At 72.7% G+C, this 17,116-nt stretch carries 17 protein-coding genes and 1 pseudogene; 12 read left to right on the top strand and 6 right to left on the bottom strand.

Annotation, left to right across the window (positions count from 1 at the left end; all coding sequences use genetic code 11):
* Positions 1–23: 23 nt before the first annotated feature.
* A complete protein-coding gene (locus tag ACIQJT_RS31105) occupies positions 24–629 on the top strand; it encodes a helix-turn-helix transcriptional regulator (RefSeq protein WP_365456601.1) in 606 nt (201 codons plus the stop codon).
* 129 nt (positions 630–758) lie between these two features.
* Here the strand turns inward: ACIQJT_RS31105 and ACIQJT_RS31100 are convergent, their stop codons facing one another.
* Positions 759–1,610: a YihY/virulence factor BrkB family protein gene (locus ACIQJT_RS31100; protein WP_365456603.1), complete on the bottom strand. Its 852-nt coding sequence runs from the start codon at positions 1,608–1,610 to the stop codon at positions 759–761.
* A 77-nt stretch (positions 1,611–1,687) separates the two neighbouring features.
* Entirely contained in the window at positions 1,688–2,896 is a 1,209-nt protein-coding gene (locus tag ACIQJT_RS31095) for a phosphatidylserine/phosphatidylglycerophosphate/cardiolipin synthase family protein (RefSeq protein WP_402649123.1), read from the bottom strand.
* A gap of 195 nt (positions 2,897–3,091) precedes the next feature.
* Between ACIQJT_RS31095 and ACIQJT_RS31090 the strand changes: the two genes are divergently transcribed.
* Entirely contained in the window at positions 3,092–4,267 is a 1,176-nt protein-coding gene (locus ACIQJT_RS31090) for a pyridoxal phosphate-dependent aminotransferase (protein ID WP_402649120.1), read from the top strand.
* 52 nt (positions 4,268–4,319) lie between these two features.
* Here ACIQJT_RS31090 and katG read toward each other — a convergent pair whose 3' ends face one another.
* Entirely contained in the window at positions 4,320–6,536 is a 2,217-nt protein-coding gene (katG, locus tag ACIQJT_RS31085) for a catalase/peroxidase HPI (protein ID WP_365456612.1), read from the bottom strand.
* Between the two features lie 24 nt (positions 6,537–6,560).
* Complete coding sequence (locus ACIQJT_RS31080) at positions 6,561–7,007, bottom strand: Fur family transcriptional regulator (protein ID WP_053848515.1); 447 nt, start codon at positions 7,005–7,007, stop codon at positions 6,561–6,563.
* On the opposite strand from ACIQJT_RS31080, the pseudogene ACIQJT_RS31075 reads away from it, so the two are divergent.
* The 5 genes and pseudogenes from ACIQJT_RS31075 to ACIQJT_RS31055 all read left to right on the top strand — a co-directional run.
* A pseudogene (locus ACIQJT_RS31075) lies at positions 7,006–8,028 on the top strand (hypothetical protein); the annotation flags it as partial. The gene ACIQJT_RS31080 and the pseudogene ACIQJT_RS31075 overlap by 2 nt on opposite strands.
* A 148-nt stretch (positions 8,029–8,176) precedes the next feature.
* The gene (locus ACIQJT_RS31070) at positions 8,177–8,713 is read left to right on the top strand and encodes a hypothetical protein (protein WP_402649300.1); all 537 of its coding nucleotides are present in this window, start codon (positions 8,177–8,179) and stop codon (positions 8,711–8,713) included.
* A gap of 41 nt (positions 8,714–8,754) precedes the next feature.
* The gene (locus ACIQJT_RS31065) at positions 8,755–9,423 is read left to right on the top strand and encodes a YcnI family protein (protein WP_402649299.1); all 669 of its coding nucleotides are present in this window, start codon (positions 8,755–8,757) and stop codon (positions 9,421–9,423) included.
* A 66-nt stretch (positions 9,424–9,489) separates the two neighbouring features.
* Positions 9,490–10,131 (top strand): hypothetical protein, encoded by a 642-nt coding sequence (locus ACIQJT_RS31060; RefSeq protein ID WP_402649115.1) that lies wholly within the window; start codon positions 9,490–9,492, stop codon positions 10,129–10,131.
* Between the two features lie 162 nt (positions 10,132–10,293).
* Positions 10,294–10,878 (top strand): sigma-70 family RNA polymerase sigma factor, encoded by a 585-nt coding sequence (locus tag ACIQJT_RS31055; protein ID WP_402649111.1) that lies wholly within the window; start codon positions 10,294–10,296, stop codon positions 10,876–10,878.
* Between the two features lie 151 nt (positions 10,879–11,029).
* Here ACIQJT_RS31055 and ACIQJT_RS31050 read toward each other — a convergent pair whose 3' ends face one another.
* Positions 11,030–12,700 carry a hypothetical protein gene (locus ACIQJT_RS31050; RefSeq protein ID WP_402649298.1) on the bottom strand — a complete coding sequence of 557 codons (1,671 nt, stop codon included), beginning with the start codon at positions 12,698–12,700 and terminating at the stop codon, positions 11,030–11,032.
* Positions 12,701–12,966: 266 nt separating this feature from the next.
* On the opposite strand from ACIQJT_RS31050, the gene ACIQJT_RS31045 reads away from it, so the two are divergent.
* The 4 genes from ACIQJT_RS31045 to ACIQJT_RS31030 all read left to right on the top strand — a co-directional run bounded on the left by ACIQJT_RS31045 (position 12,967) and on the right by ACIQJT_RS31030 (position 15,604).
* Positions 12,967–13,356: a cell division protein SepF gene (locus ACIQJT_RS31045; RefSeq protein ID WP_365456624.1), complete on the top strand. Its 390-nt coding sequence runs from the start codon at positions 12,967–12,969 to the stop codon at positions 13,354–13,356.
* An 81-nt stretch (positions 13,357–13,437) separates the two neighbouring features.
* Complete coding sequence (locus tag ACIQJT_RS31040) at positions 13,438–14,634, top strand: AAA family ATPase (protein WP_402649107.1); 1,197 nt, start codon at positions 13,438–13,440, stop codon at positions 14,632–14,634.
* Positions 14,631–14,957, top strand: a complete 327-nt coding sequence (locus tag ACIQJT_RS31035) for a nucleotide pyrophosphohydrolase (RefSeq protein ID WP_365456630.1) — start codon at positions 14,631–14,633, stop codon at positions 14,955–14,957. Before ACIQJT_RS31040 ends, ACIQJT_RS31035 begins: the two co-directional genes overlap by 4 nt.
* Positions 14,958–15,133: 176 nt before the next feature.
* Positions 15,134–15,604 (top strand): DUF6099 family protein, encoded by a 471-nt coding sequence (locus ACIQJT_RS31030; RefSeq protein WP_365456633.1) that lies wholly within the window; start codon positions 15,134–15,136, stop codon positions 15,602–15,604.
* 123 nt (positions 15,605–15,727) lie between these two features.
* On the opposite strand, the gene ACIQJT_RS31025 is transcribed toward ACIQJT_RS31030, so the two are convergent.
* Positions 15,728–15,898: a hypothetical protein gene (locus tag ACIQJT_RS31025; RefSeq protein ID WP_402649102.1), complete on the bottom strand. Its 171-nt coding sequence runs from the start codon at positions 15,896–15,898 to the stop codon at positions 15,728–15,730.
* Between the two features lie 215 nt (positions 15,899–16,113).
* Here ACIQJT_RS31025 and ACIQJT_RS31020 point away from each other — a divergent pair, with 215 nt between their 5' ends.
* Positions 16,114–17,037, top strand: a complete 924-nt coding sequence (locus tag ACIQJT_RS31020; RefSeq protein ID WP_402649099.1) for an LLM class F420-dependent oxidoreductase — start codon at positions 16,114–16,116, stop codon at positions 17,035–17,037.
* Positions 17,038–17,116 lie beyond the last annotated feature (79 nt).

The raw sequence follows: 17,116 nt of genomic DNA, 5'->3' as shown, positions 1-17,116 counted from the left end.
GTCACAATGTAGAAGGGACGTGTATGCCGCTCCACCACGCCGTGCTCGCGCTGCTGACCCGGCGACCGAATCACGGATACGAACTCAAGGCCCGGTTCGAGGAGGCCGTCGGCCCGCAGTGGGGCGGCCTGAACATCGGTCACCTGTACCAGATCCTCGAACGGCTGGTCCGGGACGGCTATGTCTCGCGCTCGCAGGTCGCGCAGACCGACCGGCCCGACAAGAACCTCTACACGCTCACCGAGGCGGGCGAGGCCGAGCTGCGCTCGTGGGCGACCACCCCCTGGGTGCGCGTCGGCGGCTTCCGCGACGAGTTGTTCCTGAAGCTCCTCGGCGCTGTCGCGCTGGGCCCGCAGGCCCTGGCCGCACTGATCGAGTCGCAGCGGCAGACGTACCTGTCCGAGCTCGCGGGACTGGCGCAACAGCGCCGCGCCCACGCCGACGAGCCGCTGGTCGCCGTCCTGATCGACGCCGCCATCGCGCACACCAAGGCCGACCTCGGACTGCTGGACAGCGCCGCGCAGCGTCTGGGCCCGCTCGCCACGGCACAGGGCGCGCAGGCCCCGGAACGCTCAGCCTCACAGGTCCGGGATGACGCCGACGAGGCTCCGAGGGGCAGGGCGGGATGAGAGGGGGCCGCACGATCGCCGGGAGGGGTGCACCACGAGGGCGACCACCGTGCTGACCGAAGGCAAGCTCAGCACCGACCGACGGGCGCCGGCACGCGTGCACGGCAGCGAAGGCGGCTCGGTACCGGCTCATTCCCCCTGATCGGGCTTCGCCAGCTCCGCGTTGAACTGGGCGCCGACCAGGAGGGCCAGGTTGGACAGCCAGAGCCAGACCAGGAAGACCACGACGCCCGCCAGCGAGCCGTACAGCCGGTTGTAGGTGCCGACGTGCGAGGTGTACAGGGCGAACCCGACCGAGACGGCCAGCAGGAGGGCCACCGCCAGGGTGCCGCCCGGCGCCGTCCGGCCGACGGGGCGGGAGCACGCCGGGCCCGAACGGTACAGAACGAGGACCAGGGCCACGGCGACCGCGGCGATGACCGGCCACCGCAGTGTGTCCCAGCCGGTCTGGAGACCGGTGCCCAGATGCAGCGCACTGCTCAGGCGCCGGACCAGGTTGCCGCTGATCAGCAGTGCGAGGGTCGACGTCAGGAGCAGGGCGAGCAGCACCAGGGCGGTGGCGAGGATGCGCGGAGCGGTACGCCAGACCGGCCGGTCCGCGTCGACGCGGTGCATGGCGTAGAGCGCGCGGCGGAAGACGCTCAGATAGCTGCATCCCGACCACAGGGCGCCCGTCCCACCGACGAAGATCAACGTCCACGCCGTCGACGACTGCCCGGCCATCTGCCGCAGGGCGCCGCGCAGCAGGGCACGGGACGCGCTCGGAGTGGCCTGCACCACGCGGTCGATGACCTCCGGCTCGGCGGTGGGCACGGCCAGACCGAGGATCGAGAGAATCACCAGCAGGGAGGGGAACAGGGCCAGGACCGCGTAATAGGTGAGCGCCGCGGCCCAGTCCGTGACGTCGTCGTTCCAGACGGTCACCGGCGTCCGGCGCAGCGCCGTCCGCCATCGCGTCGTGCGACCGTCCGCGTCATCCATGGCGAGACCTTCTTGTGGTTACGGCTGTGGTTACCGGCTGTGGTGACGGACTTGTGGTCACGGGACGTCAGGTCGTTTCACAGGAAGCGTCGGATCGGCCCGACCGCGGCCTCCCCGACGCGTTGCAGCACGGCCCGCCTTCTCCAGCGGTGCAGGTCGATGTCCACACTGCGTTCGAGATCCGTCTCGTAGTCCCTGTCGAGGGCGGCGGTGAACTCCTCGTCCAGCACGGCGAGCATCACCTCTTCGTCGTGGTCCATGGAGCGCCGGTTGAAGTTGGTGGATCCGATGAGGGAGGCCACCGAGTCCACGGTGATGATCTTGGCGTGCATCATGGTCGGCTGGTACTGGCGTATGTGCACGCCCGCCCGGAGCAGACGCGTGTAGTGGTGCTGACCGGCCAGTTGGCAGGCGCGCTGGTCGGTGTGGGGACCGGGCAGCAGGATCTCGACCCGCACCCCGCGGCGAGCGGTCTCGCACAGCAGGTCGATGAAGTAGTCGTCCGGAGCGAAATAGGCGGTGGCCAGCCGGAACCGTTCCTCGGCGGAGCTGAGCATGATCCTGATGAGGGTCTGCATGTCCTGCCAGCCGATGCTCGCGGAGCCGCGGACGACCTGTACCACCGACGAGCCGGCCTGCCGGTGTTCCGTGAAGCGGTCACGGGCGTCGAAGAGCTCGTCGTGGCACTCGGCCCAGTTCTGCGCGAACGCGGCCGCGACGCCGTCGACGGCCGGACCGCGCACCCGGACATGGGTGTCCCGCCACTCGGCGGGGTTGCGCGCGTCGCCGCACCACTCCTCCGCGATGCCGACGCCGCCGGTGAAGGCGGTGTCCTCGTCGACGACGAGGGCCTTGCGATGGCAGCGGTGGTTCTGCTTGAACGGCGACAGCCACGCCGGCTTGCGGAACCAGGCCACCTGCACGCCCGCGGCGCTCATGAGGTCCAGCAACCGCCCCTCGATCTCCTTGGCGCCGAAGCCGTCGAGCAGCAGGCGTACCCGCACCCCCGCACGGGCGCGTTCGGCCAGCGCGTCGGCGAAGTCGTGGGCGATCTGCCCGCGCCAGTACACGAACGTCATCATGTCGATGGTGTGCCGGGCCGAACGGATCGCTCCGAGCATCGCGGGGAAGATCTGATCGCCGTTGCGCAGCGGCACCAGGTCGTTGCCCTCGGTCGCGGCCACGCCGATCAGCCGCTCCAGACGGCGGCGCAGCCGCTGCTTGCGCGCCGCGAGGTCGGGGGTGGTGTCCTGTGCGAGAAGTGCGGGTCTGCCACCGAGTGTCACGCCGGGTCTCCGAAGGGTCGCGAAGCGGGAACGTCACGGGCCGGCGGACCGGCCCGGACATCCGCCTTCCCGGTCGGCGCCGCGGCACACGATTACCCCGGTCACGGGTTCCTGCGGCACGATGGCGCTGACATCCCGCCCGAGAGCGTGGCCCCTCTGGAGCCCTCGACCACACGACCCCCGGAAGGCCGCCGCATGAGGATCTCGCAACGCGCCCAGTCCGTCGCGCCGTTCTACGCCATGGAGTTCGGCAAGCATGCCGCGGCGCTGGAGGCCGAGGGGCGGCACGTCGTCAAACTCAGCCTGGGGGAGCCGGACTTCGGGGCCCCGCCGGCCGTGATCGAGGCGATGCGGGAAGCCGTGGGCAGCAGGCCCATGAGCTACACCGGGGCGCTCGGGCTGCCCGAACTGCGCCTCGCCATAGCGCGGTTCTACGGCGAGCGGCACGGCGTCGACGTCGATCCGGCCCGGGTCGTCGTGACCGCCGGGGCGTCGGCCGCGCTGGTGCTGGGCGCCGCCGCGCTGGTCGACCCCGGCGACGAGGTGCTCATCGCCGACCCCTCCTACCCGTGCAACCGGCAGATCGCCGAGAGCTTCGGGGCGCGGGTCACGCTCGTGCCCACCGGCGCCGGGTCGCGGTACCAGCTGGACGCGGCCTCCGTGCGGTCGCGCTGGACGGACCGCACCCGCGGGATCATGGTCGCCAGCCCCTCCAACCCGACCGGCACCTCGGTGCCGGCCGACGAGCTGGCCGCGATCAGCGAGGTCGCCCGGGAGCGGGACGCCTGGCGGATCGTCGACGAGATCTACCTCGACCTCGGCGACCACGACGAGCACGGACGGCCGCCGCGCAGTGTGCTGTCGTACGACCAGGACGCCGTGGTCATCAACAGCTTCTCGAAGTACTTCGGGATGACCGGCTGGCGCCTGGGCTGGTGCGTGGTGCCCGAGGCGCTGGTGCCCGCGCTGGAGCGGCTCGCCCAGAACTACATGATCTGCGCCTCCACCCCCGCCCAGTACGCCGCGCTCGCCTGTTTCACACCCGAGTCGCTCGCCGTGTGCGAGGAGCGGCGGGCCGAGTTCGGGCGGCGGCGGGCCCTCGTCCTCGACGGGCTCGCACAGATCGGTCTGCCGGTGCCCGTGCCGCCCGACGGGGCGTTCTACGTCTACTTCGACGTCAGCGGCACCGGGCTGACCTCGTGGGAGTTCTGCGGGCGGGCGCTGAAGGAGGCGCAGGTCGCGCTCACGCCCGGGCGGGACTTCGGGGTGGACACCGCCGACACGCATGTCCGGCTGTCCTACGCGGCCTCGGCCGGGGAACTGCGCGAGGGGATCGCGCGGCTCGGGAAGTTCGTCGCAGGGCTCGTCTAGACACGGCACAGGGGCCGGTCCGCCGGGACCGGCCCCTGTGTCATGCGGATGCTCAGACCAGGTCGAAGCGGTCCAGGTTCGAGACCTTGACCCACGCGTCGACGAAGTCCTTCACGAACTTCTCCTTGGCGTCGTCGCTCGCGTAGACCTCGGCGAGCGCGCGCAGCTCGGAGTTGGAGCCGAAGACCAGGTCGGCACGGGTGCCGGTCCACTTCAGCTTGCCCGTCTCCGCGTCACGGCCCTCGAAGTGCGTCTGGTCCTGCGAGGTGGACTTCCACGTCGTGCCCAGGTCGAGCAGGTTGACGAAGAAGTCGTTGGTCAGCACGCCCGGACGGTCGGTGAAGACGCCGTGCACGGTGCCGCCCTGGTTGGCGCCGAGGACGCGCAGACCACCGACGAGGACGGTCATCTCGGGGGCGCTCAGGGTGAGCAGGTTCGCCTTGTCGAGCAGCAGGTACTCGGCCGGCAGACGGTTGCCCTTGCCGACGTAGTTGCGGAAGCCGTCCGCGGTCGGCTCCAGCGCGGCGAAGGACTCGACGTCGGTGTGCTCCTCGGTCGCGTCCACGCGGCCCGGCGTGAAGGGGACCTCCACGGCGTAGCCGGCGTCCTTGGCGGCCTTCTCGATCGCCGCGGCACCCGCGAGGACGATCAGGTCGGCCAGGGAGACCTTCTTCGCACCGGTGTTGAACTCGGCCTGGACGCCCTCCAGGACGCGCAGGACCTGCGCGAGCTGCTCGGGGTCGTTGACCTCCCAGCCGCGCTGCGGCTCCAGGCGGATGCGGGCGCCGTTGGCACCGCCGCGCTTGTCGCTGCCGCGGAAGGTGGACGCCGAGGCCCACGCGGTGGACACGAGCTGCGAGACCGTGAGGCCGGTCTCCAGGATCTTGACCTTCAGGGCCGCCACGTCGGCGGCGTCGATGGCCTCGCCCTCGGCCTGCGGCAGCGGGTCCTGCCACAGCATCGTCTCGGCGGGGACCTCCGGGCCGAGGTACAGGGACTTCGGGCCCAGGTCACGGTGGGTCAGCTTGTACCAGGCGCGGGCGAAGGCGTCCGCGAACTGGTCCGGGTTCTCGTGGAAGCGCTTGGAGATCTCGCCGTAGATCGGGTCGAAGCGCAGCGAGAGGTCGGTGGTGAGCATCGTGGGCCGACGCTTCTTCGACGGGTCGTGGGCGTCCGGGATGATCTCCTCGGAGTCCTTGGCCACCCACTGCTTGGCGCCGGCCGGGGACTCGGTGAGCTCCCACTCGTAGCCGAAGAGGATGTCGAAGAAGTCGTTGCTCCACTGGGTGGGCTTGGTGGTCCAGGTGACCTCGAGACCGGAGGTGATGGCGTCGCCGCCCTTGCCGGTGCCGTAGGTGGACTTCCAGCCCAGGCCCTGCTCCTCCATGGAGGCGGCCTCGGGGTCGTTGCCGACATGGTCGGCGGGGCCCGCGCCGTGGGTCTTGCCGAAGGTGTGGCCGCCGGCGATGAGGGCGACGGTCTCCTCGTCGTTCATGGCCATGCGGCGGAAGGTCTCACGGATGTCGCGGGCCGCGGCCAGCGGGTCCGGGTTGCCGTTGGGGCCCTCGGGATTGACGTAGATGAGGCCCATCTGGACGGCGCCGAGCGGGTTCTCCAGCTCGCGGTCGCCGGTGTAGCGCTGGTCGTCGAGCCAGGTGGTCTCGGGACCCCAGTAGACGTCCTCGTCGGCCTCCCAGACGTCGGCGCGGCCGCCGCCGAAGCCGAAGGTCTGGAAGCCCATGGTCTCCAGGGCGACGTTGCCGGTGAGGATCATGAGGTCGGCCCAGGAGATGGACTGGCCGTACTTCTTCTTGACCGGCCACAGCAGACGGCGGGCCTTGTCCAGGTTGCCGTTGTCCGGCCAGCTGTTCAGGGGCGCGAAGCGCTGCTGGCCACGGCCGCCACCGCCGCGGCCGTCGCTGATGCGGTAGGTGCCGGCGCTGTGCCAGGCCATCCGGATCATCAGGGGGCCGTAGTTGCCGAAGTCGGCCGGCCACCAGTCCTGCGAGGTGGTGAGCACCTCGGCGATGTCCCGCTTCACCGCGTCCAGGTCCAGGGCCTGGAACGCCTTGGCGTAGTCGAAGTCCGCGCCGAGCGGATTCGCCACGACCGGGTCCTTGGCGAGGATCTTGAGGTTCAGGCGCTCCGGCCACCACTGGCGGTTGCCGCCGCCCTGGGTGGGGTGCGGGGCGCGCTCGTGCGCGACCGGGCAGCCGCCAGTGCCCTCGGGCTTGGAGTCGGTGACGATTGCGTCGTGGTTCTCAGACATGTCAGTCCTTCCGAACTGGGTGGATCACGGTGCTGAAGTAAGCCCTTGGGCGGAACAGGCGGGGCACAGGCCCCAGTAGATGACCTCGGCCTCGTCGATCGAGAAGCCGCGGTCGTCGGAAGCTGTCAGGCAGGGCGCGTGACCGACGGCACAGTCGACGTCGACGACGGCCCCGCACGACCGGCAGACCAGGTGGTGGTGGTTGTCCCCGACCCGTCCCTCGAACCGTGCCGGGCTGCCGGGCGGCTCGAGACGGCGCACGAGGCCGGCCGCGGTGAGCGAGTGCAGGGCCTCGTACACGGCCTGGAGGGATATGTGGCCGAGGCGGTCGCGCACTCCCGTGGCGATCGCGTCGGCCGCGAGGTGGTCACCGGCCCGGACGGTCTCGAGCAGTGCGACGCGCGCGGCCGTCACCCGCAGGCCGGCACCGCGCAGCTCAGCGGCGGTGTTCGGAGGCTGGGGGGCGGTCATGGGGGACAACCTACCCCCACAAACACGAATGGTTCAAGAAATGGAACCGTTCCAAGTCTGTGGCGCGTCGGTTCCGGCCAGGCCGGGCGCGGTGAGGCGCTCACCACACTTCCCCATCAGCTGTGCGGGCGGTGTAACCCCTGGTGAACGGCTTGGGAGACATCTGTGTAATGGGCATTTCGTACGGTCGGTGGAGATCGAACCGGCTGAGCTCAGGAGGCGTGCCCGCGGTGCGGACGGTCTGCTCGTACTGCGGGGTGGGCTGCGGCCCGGTCCTCGACATCGGGAGGGGCCCGGACGGACGGCGTACGGTCCTGAAGGCGTCCGGCGACAAGGAGCACCCGCCAACTCCGGCAGGCTCTGCACCAAGGGGGCGGCGCCGACCTGCTCGCGGCGCGACCCACGGGAGTTGAAGAAGCTCCTGCGCCCCGGGAACAAGGACGGGCTCGCCAGGTGGGGCTGGGGCAGGCAGGCCGTGGACGTGATCACGGAGTACGCCGTGCAGGCCGGCCCGCAGGAGTGGGCACGCACCCTCGGGCGCCTCCAGCCGCGCCTGTACTCCATCTCGTCCAGCCCGCTGACCGACCCGCACCTCGTCTCGCTGACCGTCTCCGTCGTCCGCTACGAGAACCTGCACGGCCGGCCCCGCCAGGGCGTCTGCTCACCCTTCCTCGCCGACGCCGCCCCCGACACCCCGGTTCCCGTCCACGTCCAGCGCTCCCCGCACTTCCGCCCGCCGGCCGACCCCGCCACACCCATGGTCATGACCGGCCCCGGCACCGGTGTCGCCCCCTTCGTCGGCTTCCTCGAACAAGCGCCGGGCGCTCGGCCACCGCGCCCCGGACTGGCTGTTCTTCGGCGAACAGCACAGGGCGACCGACGTCTGCCACGAGAACGAGCTGACCGGCTTCCTCGCGGACGGCACCCTCACCCGCCTGGACACCGCGTTCTCCGCGACCGGCGCGCCAAGGTCTACGTGCAGGACCGGATGCGCGAGCACGGCCCGCTGCTGTGGTCCTGGCTCCAGGACGGCGCCCACCTCTACGTGTGCGGCGACGCCTCCCGCATGGCGAAGGACGTGACCGGACCGCCCGAGGGGCGCCGGACCGGGCGTGGGAGTATCGGTCGCCGTGAGGGCGTCCCCTGCGGTCCGGAGCCTGCGCGCGGCGGTGTTCGCCGCGCTGTGCGTGCTGCTGGCCGCCGGTGGACACACGCTGGCGACCGGCATGGCACCACCGCTGTGGACACAGGCGGCCGGGTTCGTGCCGGTGTTCGCGGCCGGGTGGCTGCTCGGCGGCCGGGAACGGTCGCTCGGGGCCATCGGCGGGGCGACGCTCACCTCCCAGGGCGGCCTCCACCGGTGCTTCGCGGCTGCCCGTCCGCCCGCCATGACGGTCATGCACGGCATGCGCACGACCCACCCGCACGTCCACGCCCTCACCCCGCACGCCACCGCCGCCCATGTCTCGGCCGCCCTGCTGCTGACCTGGTGGCTCCGGTGCGGCGAGGCCGCTCTGTGGTCCCTGCTGCGCCGGGCCGTCACCCTCGTCCCCGGCCTCGCCGCCTGGTGGCAGGGGTACGGCGAACCGGCCGCACCGGGCCCCGTGCGGCCGCCCGCGGACGCCCCGCGCACCCCCCGCCCCCTGCTGCTCCGTCACACGGTCCACCGGCGCGGACCGCCCACGAGGATCCCGTACCCCGTCTGAGCCCCTCACCCGTTTCCCGTCCGTACGGAGATTCCTCACCCATGTCCTCGACAGCCACCGCCCTGCGCCGCGCCGGCCTCGGCACCGCACTGGCCGCCTCCATCGTCCTCACCGCCGCGGGCGTCGCCTCCGCGCACGTCACCGTCCACCCCGACAGCTACCCCAAGGGCGCCACCGACGGCGCCCTGACCTTCCGCGTGCCCGACGAGAGCGACACCGCGAGCACCACGAAGGTCCAGCTCTTCCTGCCCGCCGGCCATCCCCTGCTCGGCGTGCTCGTCTCCCCGCACGACGGCTGGACCGCCAAGGTCACCGACACCAGGCTCAGGAGGCCGGTCAGGACGGACGACGGCACGATCACCGACGCGGTCTCCGAGATCACCTGGACCGGCGGGCGGATCGGCCCCGGCCGGTACGAGGACTTCGACGTCGCCTTCGGCCAACTGCCCGACGACATCGCCCGGTTGCCCTTCAAGACCCTCCAGACCTACTCCGACGGGAAGGTCGTCCGCTGGATCGAGCAGGCCGCCCCGGGCGACGCGGACCCGGAGAACCCGGCGCCCGTCCTGAAGCTGACCTCGGGCGCCGGCACGTCCGGCGCCGCGCGCGACTCCACAGCCCGCGCTCTCGGCGCCGCCGGGCTGGTCGTGGGCGTGCTCGGGGCGGCGGCCGGTGCCTTCGCCGTCGTACGGAGCCGCCGTACGCGGTGAGCGGACGCCCGTGGATTTCCGTACCCACAGGTGGGGACCGGTGCCCGGATGGGAGGATGGGGCGCCATGACAGCAGGGTGGTGCGCACGCACGGTACGGGCCGCGGTGTTCGCGGCCGTCTGTGTGCTGCTCGCCGCCCTCGGGCACGTCCTCATGTCCGGCGCCGACGTCCCGGGCCGGACACTGGCCGCGGGCCTGGTCGCGACCGGGGGCGCGGGCTGGTGTCTGGCCGGCCGTGAACGCGGGCTGCCGCTGATCGTCGCCGTCGTGGTCGCTGCCCAGACAGTCCTGCACTCGGCGTTCTCCCTCGCGCAGTCCGCAGCGGCGGCACCCGGCATGGGCGGGATGCACAGGGAGTCCGCGCACATGAGCGGCATGGACTCCCTCGACGCGGCCCCCATGGGGACCTCGTCGGGTGTCGACGCGCTCTCCTTCCTCGTGCCGTTCGGGATGTACGCGGCCCACCTGCTCGCCGCACTGCTCACCGGCCTCTGGCTGGCGTACGGCGAGCGGGCCGCGTTCCGCGTCCTGCGGGCCTTCGCGGCCCGGCTGGTCGCCCCGCTGCGGCTGCTGCTCGCCCTGCCCGCCACCCCGCACCGCCCGCGTCCGCGGATGCGCCGGTCCCGCTCACGGCGGGCGCCGCGGCTTCTCCTTCTCGTCCACGCGATCAGTCATCGCGGTCCGCCCGCGGGGATCGCTGTCGCCTGACGACAGCCAGTGCACCGAGGCCGCCCCTGTGCGGCCCGGTCCCCGGCCGTACGCCCACGCCCACGTCGGCGCCCTGCGGCCGGATCCCCTCACCGGACCGCCCCGCGCCCGCGTGCGCACAGGCGGTGGTCCGGATCACGGCTGACCCGAGAAGGACACCTGGTGATCACTTCCGCCCCGCCCGTCCCGGCCGACCTCCGCGCCCGACGGGAGTCCGCCGACGCCTCCGCCACCGCCTGGGCACTCGCCGCCCGCGCCGGTGACGCGGACGCCGTCGACCACTTCGTCCGTGCCCTGCACCGTGACGTCCTGCGCTATGTCTCCCACCTCTGCGCCGACCCCCAGGCCGTCGACGACCTGGCCCAGGAGACGTTCCTGCGCGCGCTCGGCAGCCTGCACCGGTTCGAGGGGCGCTCCTCGGCGCGGGTCTGGCTGCTGTCCATCGCCCGCCGCGCGGTGATCGACGGCTTCCGGCACACCGCGGCCCGGCCCCGCCGGTACGACGGTCCGGACTGGCAGGCCGCGGTCGAGCGGGCCCAGCCCCGGGGCGTGCCCGGGTTCGACGACGGCATAGCGCTGCTCGACCTGCTGGGGGCACTGTCCGCCGAGCGGCGGGAGGCGTTCGTCCTCACCCAGATGCTGGGGCTGTCCTACGAGGAGGCGGCCGTGGTGAGCGGCTGTCCGGTGGGCACGGTCCGGTCCCGGGTGGCGCGGGCCAGGGCGGCGCTGGTGCGGCTGGTGGTCTGAGGCCGTGGGCGACCGCGGCCTCGGCACGGCCGGTCGCGCGCTTCCCCGCACCCCCGGTGCGGGGGAGGACCGGCCCGTCGTGCCTGCCGGCCGGGCCGGAACCAGCTCGGCATGATCCGCGGCCTGACCACGGGCGCCGCCACGCTCCTCGTCAAGCGGCCGGCAGCGTGACGTAGGTGCTCGACAGCGTCTGCGGCGAGGACGTGAACACCCGCAGCCGGACCCGCTGCCCCGGCTTCGGGAGCGCGTACGTCCCCTCGGGCGGCCGCAGTTCATAGGTCGCCGTCGCGTGGGCGGGCAGTGTGGCGGGCCCCCGCAGCACCGAGAAGTACGGGTACATGCCCTGGCCCCGGGTGAGGGTGAAGTGGGGCGTGAGGGCGTCGTCGCCCGTGTTGGTGACCCGCAGGGTCAGCCGGGACAGCGCGCGCACGTCGTGACGCACCGAGGTGACCTCCATGCGCAGGGGCGGTGAGCCGGTGGCCGCCACCGTCGCGCTCGCGAGCGCCGGGCCCAGCAGCAGGACGGCCGCGGCGATCCGCGCGGGACGCCGGTCAGGGCCGGTGAGCCGGCGCGCGAACGGCTGCCAGGCCCCCGCGAACTCGGACGCGGGCGCGGTGACCGCCGCCGCCAGCCACAGCGGGGTCATCATCAGGTAGTAGCCGTCCTGCGAACGCGTCGCCAGCCAGAAGGCCAGCCACGGCAGCACGGTCGCCGCCGGACCCAGGCGGCGCACGAAGAGCACGAACAGCGCCAGCAGGCCGGCGAGCAGCAGCAGACTCGCGTACCCGTACCAGTCGAGCCGGTCGCTGCCGTCGGTGAGGTACAGCGACACCCCGACCAGGCCCTGCCCGTGCAGCACCGCACCCTGGACGAGCGGCAGCGCGATCCCCTTCAGCCACGCGGCCGGCTGGCTCACGACGAAGTACGCGTTGATCAGCAGCCAGGTGCCGGTGGCGACCTCGGCGAGCCGCAGCACCACCGAGCGGGCCCCGCGCGCGCCGAGCTCACCGCGCCGCACCGCGTGGATCCCGGCGAGCAGGAACGGCGCGAGGAACCACGGCAGTTGCTGTGCCGCGCACGCCGCGCCCAGACAGGCGGCCTGTGCCGTCCCGGCCGCCCCGAGCCGTCCGCCCCGGCCGATCCGGGGCCAGCGCACCACCACCGGCACCAGCAGGGCGAGGGCCAGGATCGCCGGGTAGCCGAGCCGGCCGTACATGGTGACCATCGAGAAGCCCAGGCACGTCATGGTCGCCGCCGACCGCCACGGCACGGGCAGCAGCCACCACAGCACGACCGTGCCGACGAGGAGCGCGCCCGTGCTCGTCGCTGTGGCCGGCAGTCCCCCGTGCCCGAGCCACAGCAGGGGCGCGGTCAGCAGCGGGGCCAGCGGGGGATAGCCGTACGTGTAGTCGTAGCCGCCCGTGACGGTCGGGGTGAGCGCGATGCCGTCGCGGCCGAAGAGCCACGGCCAGGGACGGCCGTAGATTCCGTGCCCGGCGACCAGGTCGCGGGCCGCCTGCGCGGTGAGGACCGACTCGTCGGAGCCGCGGTGGAACAGGACGAACGCGCACAGGGCGAGCGTCAGACCGGTCACCAGCACGCACAGGTCCACGCGCGCCAGGGCCCGCCGGCCGCGCACGACCAGGGCGAGGACCCCGCAGACGAGGATCGAGGCGTAGCAGACCGAGATGACCCCGGCCACGGCGGGCCGGTGGCCGGCCGCCCGCGTCCACACCTCGCGCGTGCCGATGAAGAGGCTGACGTCCGCGAGCAGCGTCAGGACGCGATGCCACTGCGTCGGGGGTTCCGGGGCGGGGGACACCGAGGGCCGGGCCGGCCGGCCGGGTGCCGACAGCCGAGTATCTGCCAGGAGCACGCCACCGGACGCTAATCGGACCCGGTGAGCGGGGCGCGGACGGAGGCCAAGAGTCCGGTGTGAGGCGGGTAAGACCCTTTCGTCCCGCGGGGCGGGGTGTGATGTGTCCGCCGACGCGGTCGCGGACCGTGTCGTTGTTGGGCCGAACGGGTGACTTGGCGTAAGAATTGGCTGGTGCAGGCATTGAAGGCGAGTCGGAGCGGGGGCAGCCGGTGAACAGGTACGACGTCACCGATGAACAGTGGGAGGGGCTCGCCCAGGTCGTTCCGTTGCGGGGACGGGACGCGTGGCCGTCCGCGGTCGACCACCGGTCCAGGCCGGAGGCCGAGACCGAGGCGCGGCGCCGGTTCGTGGTCCTGCGGATCAACGTCTTCGCGGACGCCCGCGAGGTCGCCGAGACCCTGATGGCGGGCATCCCCGTCCTGCTCGACCTCACCAGCGCGGAGAGCGAGGTCGCCAAGCGGGTCCTCGACTTCAGCACGGGTGTCGTGTTCGGGCTGGCCAGCGGCATGCACCGGGTGGACCGGAACGTGTTCCTGCTCACTCCGGCCGGCACCGAGGTGACGGGGCTGATGGAGAGCGCGGGGATGCCGGGGGTCTGAGCCCGGGGGAGGTTCGCCCGTTCGTAGGAAGGCCGCCGCGCAGGAACGGTTCGCCCGGTGGCGGAGCCCTACGGTCCGGATATGCGCGCGTCCCCCGCCTCCTCCGTCGTGCCGGCCCAGTCGGCTCCTCCGTCCGCGGAACTGCCGCAGGGCGGTGGGTGCCGCCCCGACCGGCCCTGCCTCACCGAGCTGCGGCTCTCCGCGTACGCCGGGCACCGGCGGGCCGGGCTGCCGCTCGGGCCGCTGACGCTGTTCGCCGGGCCCAGCGGGAGCGGCAAGACGAGCGCGCTCCGGGCGTACGAGTCACTCGCGCGGCTCGGCGGCGGCGCGAGCCTGGCCGAGGCGTTCCCCCGGCCCGCCGCCTGTGTCCCCGACCGGGCCCGCCCCGACGCCCAGCGCCGCCGCGGCTTCCGCATCGGCTGCACGGCCGACGGGCCCGAGGGGCCGGTCCGGCTCGACGTGGCCGTCCAGGCCGAGCCCGAACTGCGCATCGTGGGGGAGCGGTTGACGTCCGGCGGACTGGTCCTGCTGGAGACCGCCCTGCGCGATCCCTCCCGTCGGGCCGTGCAGGCCGCCTGGCACACCGCCGGCAGCGCGCCGGTCACCCGCGCCCCGCTCCCGGACGACCGGCTCGGCACCCCCCTGCTCCCGCTGCGGGTGGCCGGCAAGACGGACGGACAGCGGCGCGTCCTGGCCGCCGCCGAGCAGATGGTCGTGGCCCTGCGTTCCGTCTTCGGCTGCGACCCGCGGCCCGGACGCATGAGGCTGCCCGTTCCGACCGGTTCCGGACGGCTGCTCGGCGGCTGCGACAACCTCGCCGACGTCCTATGGCGCACCCGCGCGGAGTGCGGCCGGCGGCACGCGCAGCTCGTCGCCGCGGTGCGCGCCGGATGCGCGGGACCGGTCGCCGACGTGCTCGCCGAGGCCCTGCCCGGCGGGACGGTCCGGGCGCTGCTCGACCGCGGCGACGGCGACCGCACGGAGCTCGGGCGGCTGGGGGACGGCGAGTTGCGGTACCTCGCCCTCGCGCTGGTGCTGCTGACCGGGCCCGGGGTGCTGGAGGTCGACCCGGCCGGCGAGGTGCCCGCGGCGATGCAGACGCTCACCGTGCTCGCCGACAACCTCGACCGGAACCTGGACCCGAGGCAGCGCACCGAACTCCTGCGGCTGGCCGTGCGGATGTGCGACCGCGGACACATCCGGTTCGTCGGCGCGGTGAGCGACGCCTCGTGGGCCACGGGGACGGACGGGGTCACGGTGGTACACCTGGAGCCGTGACAGAACCCCTCGACGTGGCGAAACTGCAGCGCCGGCTGGCCGACTTCGCGGCGGCGCGCCACTGGCAGCCGTACCACACCCCCAAGAACCTGGTCGCCGCGCTCAGTGTGGAGGCCTCCGAACTGGTCGAGATCTTCCAGTGGTTGACCCCGGAGGAGTCGGCGCGGGTCATGGACGACCCCGACACCGCGCACCGCGTCACGGACGAGATCGCCGACGTGCTCGCGTATCTGCTCCAGCTCTGCGAGGTGCTCGGCGTCGACGCGCTGGCCGCGCTGGACGCGAAGATCGACCGCAATGAGCGGCGGTTCCCCGCACCGTGAGGAAGGATTCAGTCCTCTTTCACTCTCCGTGATGAAAAGGGGGACCGAAACCGATTTGTTGTCCACAGATTTCCGCCTACCTCTGGCTTTTCGTTCCGAGCGACCTCACTCTGGGTAGTGGACAAGGGAGTTCGGGTGGACGAGCCCGGGGACGTCGCGACAGACGGGGGCAGCCGATGGACGCGGTGCGGCTCATCGTGACGAGCAGGCGTGCCCTGGCCGGGGGCGGCGAGGCGCCTCAGGTCATGGCGGAGGTGTGGCAGGCGCAGGCCCTCGCCCAGGCGATAGGGAGCCGCCTCGCGGTCGCCGGACCGCCCGAGCTCCGGGGCGAGGCCCTCGGACTGACCGAGCTCGCGGGCCGGGGTTGCGGAGTGCTGGAGCGCCCCGACATCGCCGTGGCGGAGTTGCGGGCCGCGCAGCTCACCGAACTCGGCGACGCCCGCCAGGCGCTCCTCTGCCTCGGCGGTCTCCTCGGCGAGGTGGGCATAGCCCTGGTCGGCCTGGCCTGCGCGGCGGACGACGAGACGACCTACTGGCAGTGCATGGAGGCGATCGACGCGGCGGACGAGTCGCGGGACCGGGTGGTGCAGATGCTGCGAAGACTGGCGGACCGGGCGGAGGAGCTGCCTGAACGGGAAGCGGGGTGAGCGGCCGGTCGCACAGCTCCCCGCGCCCCTGAGGGGGTGCAGCCCGTCTCTGCCCCGGCCGCACCCACTTTCTCGGGGGCGCCGCGCGCCCCAGCCCCACCGGCCGGCAACCGGCGACCGACCTCAGCCGGCCTCCTCCTCGCCGGCTTCCCGTACCGAACCCTCGGCCCCCTGAAGATCCGCGTCCAGCGCCGACAGGTCCGCGTTCAGCGCCGCCATCAACTCCTCCATCTGCTGAAGCAACCCCTTCGGCTGCCCGGCCCCCGCAGTCAGCGGCACGGTTTCTTCGGACATGACGGCCTCCTCGGCCCAAGGACCCACACACGGGTGACGGATGACGCACCGGCGACGACGCGCCGGCTCCGCCCGAGCCAACGATCACCGAAGGGCCCGGTCACTGGCACCACCACCCCTCGCCTGCGCCGGGGGCCGAATTTCACCCGCCCGTGGAGGCGGGGACGGCAGGGACCGGTGCGGTCACAGCGAACCCCTGCGTGCAGGATGGAACCATGGATCTCCGCATCTTCACCGAGCCCCAGCAGGGCGCAACCTACGACACCCTCCTCACCGTCGCGAAGGCCACCGAGGATCTGGGCTTCGACGCCTTCTTCCGGTCGGACCACTACCTCAAGATGGGCGACGGAGACGGCCTCCCCGGCCCCACCGACGCCTGGATCACCCTCGCCGGACTCGCCCGCGAGACCAAGCGGATCCGCCTCGGCACCCTGATGACCGCCGCCACCTTCCGGCTGCCCGGCGTCCTCGCCATCCAGGTCGCCCAGGTCGACCAGATGTCCGGCGGCCGCGTCGAACTGGGCCTGGGCGCAGGGTGGTTCGAGGAGGAGCACCAGGCGTACGGCATCCCCTTCCCGAAGGAGAAGTTCCCCCGCCTGGAGGAGCAGCTCGCCATCGTCACCGGCCTGTGGGCCACCGAGCCCGGCCAGACCTTCGACTTCCACGGCGAGCACTACGAGCTCACGAAGTCGCCCGCGCTGCCCAAGCCCGCCCAGCAGAGGATCCCCGTGCTCATCGGCGGCCACGGCGCGACCCGCACCCCGCGCCTCGCCGCCCGCTACGCCGACGAGTTCAACATGCCGTTCGCCTCGCCCGAGGACAGCGAGGCCCAGTTCGGCCGGGTCCGTGCCGCCGCGCAGGAGGCGGGCCGCCCGGCCGACGCGATCACCTACTCCAATGCCCTCGTGGTCTGCGTCGGCAAGGACGACCAGGAGGTCGCCCGCCGCGCCGCGGCGATCGGCCGCGAGGTCGACGAGCTCAAGGCCAACGGCCTGGCCGGCACCCCCGCCGAGGTCGTCGACAAGATCGGCCGCTACGCCGCCGTGGGCTCCACCCGGATCTACCTCCAGGTCCTCGACCTCGACGACCTGGACCACCTGGAGCTGATCTCCGCACAGGTCCAGTCGCAGCTGTCGTAAATCGAAGGCGCTGGTCGTAGCCCTGTGCGAAGCTGAGGGCGTCGTCCTGCCGAGCCCCCGGGATCACCCTTCCCGGGGG

The sequence above is a fragment of the Streptomyces sp. NPDC091972 genome (assembly GCF_044756385.1).
Lineage (GTDB): Bacteria > Actinomycetota > Actinomycetes > Streptomycetales > Streptomycetaceae > Streptomyces.
The sequence above is the reverse complement of the archived record's forward strand: the minus strand, read 5'-3'. Positions and strand labels throughout refer to the sequence as shown.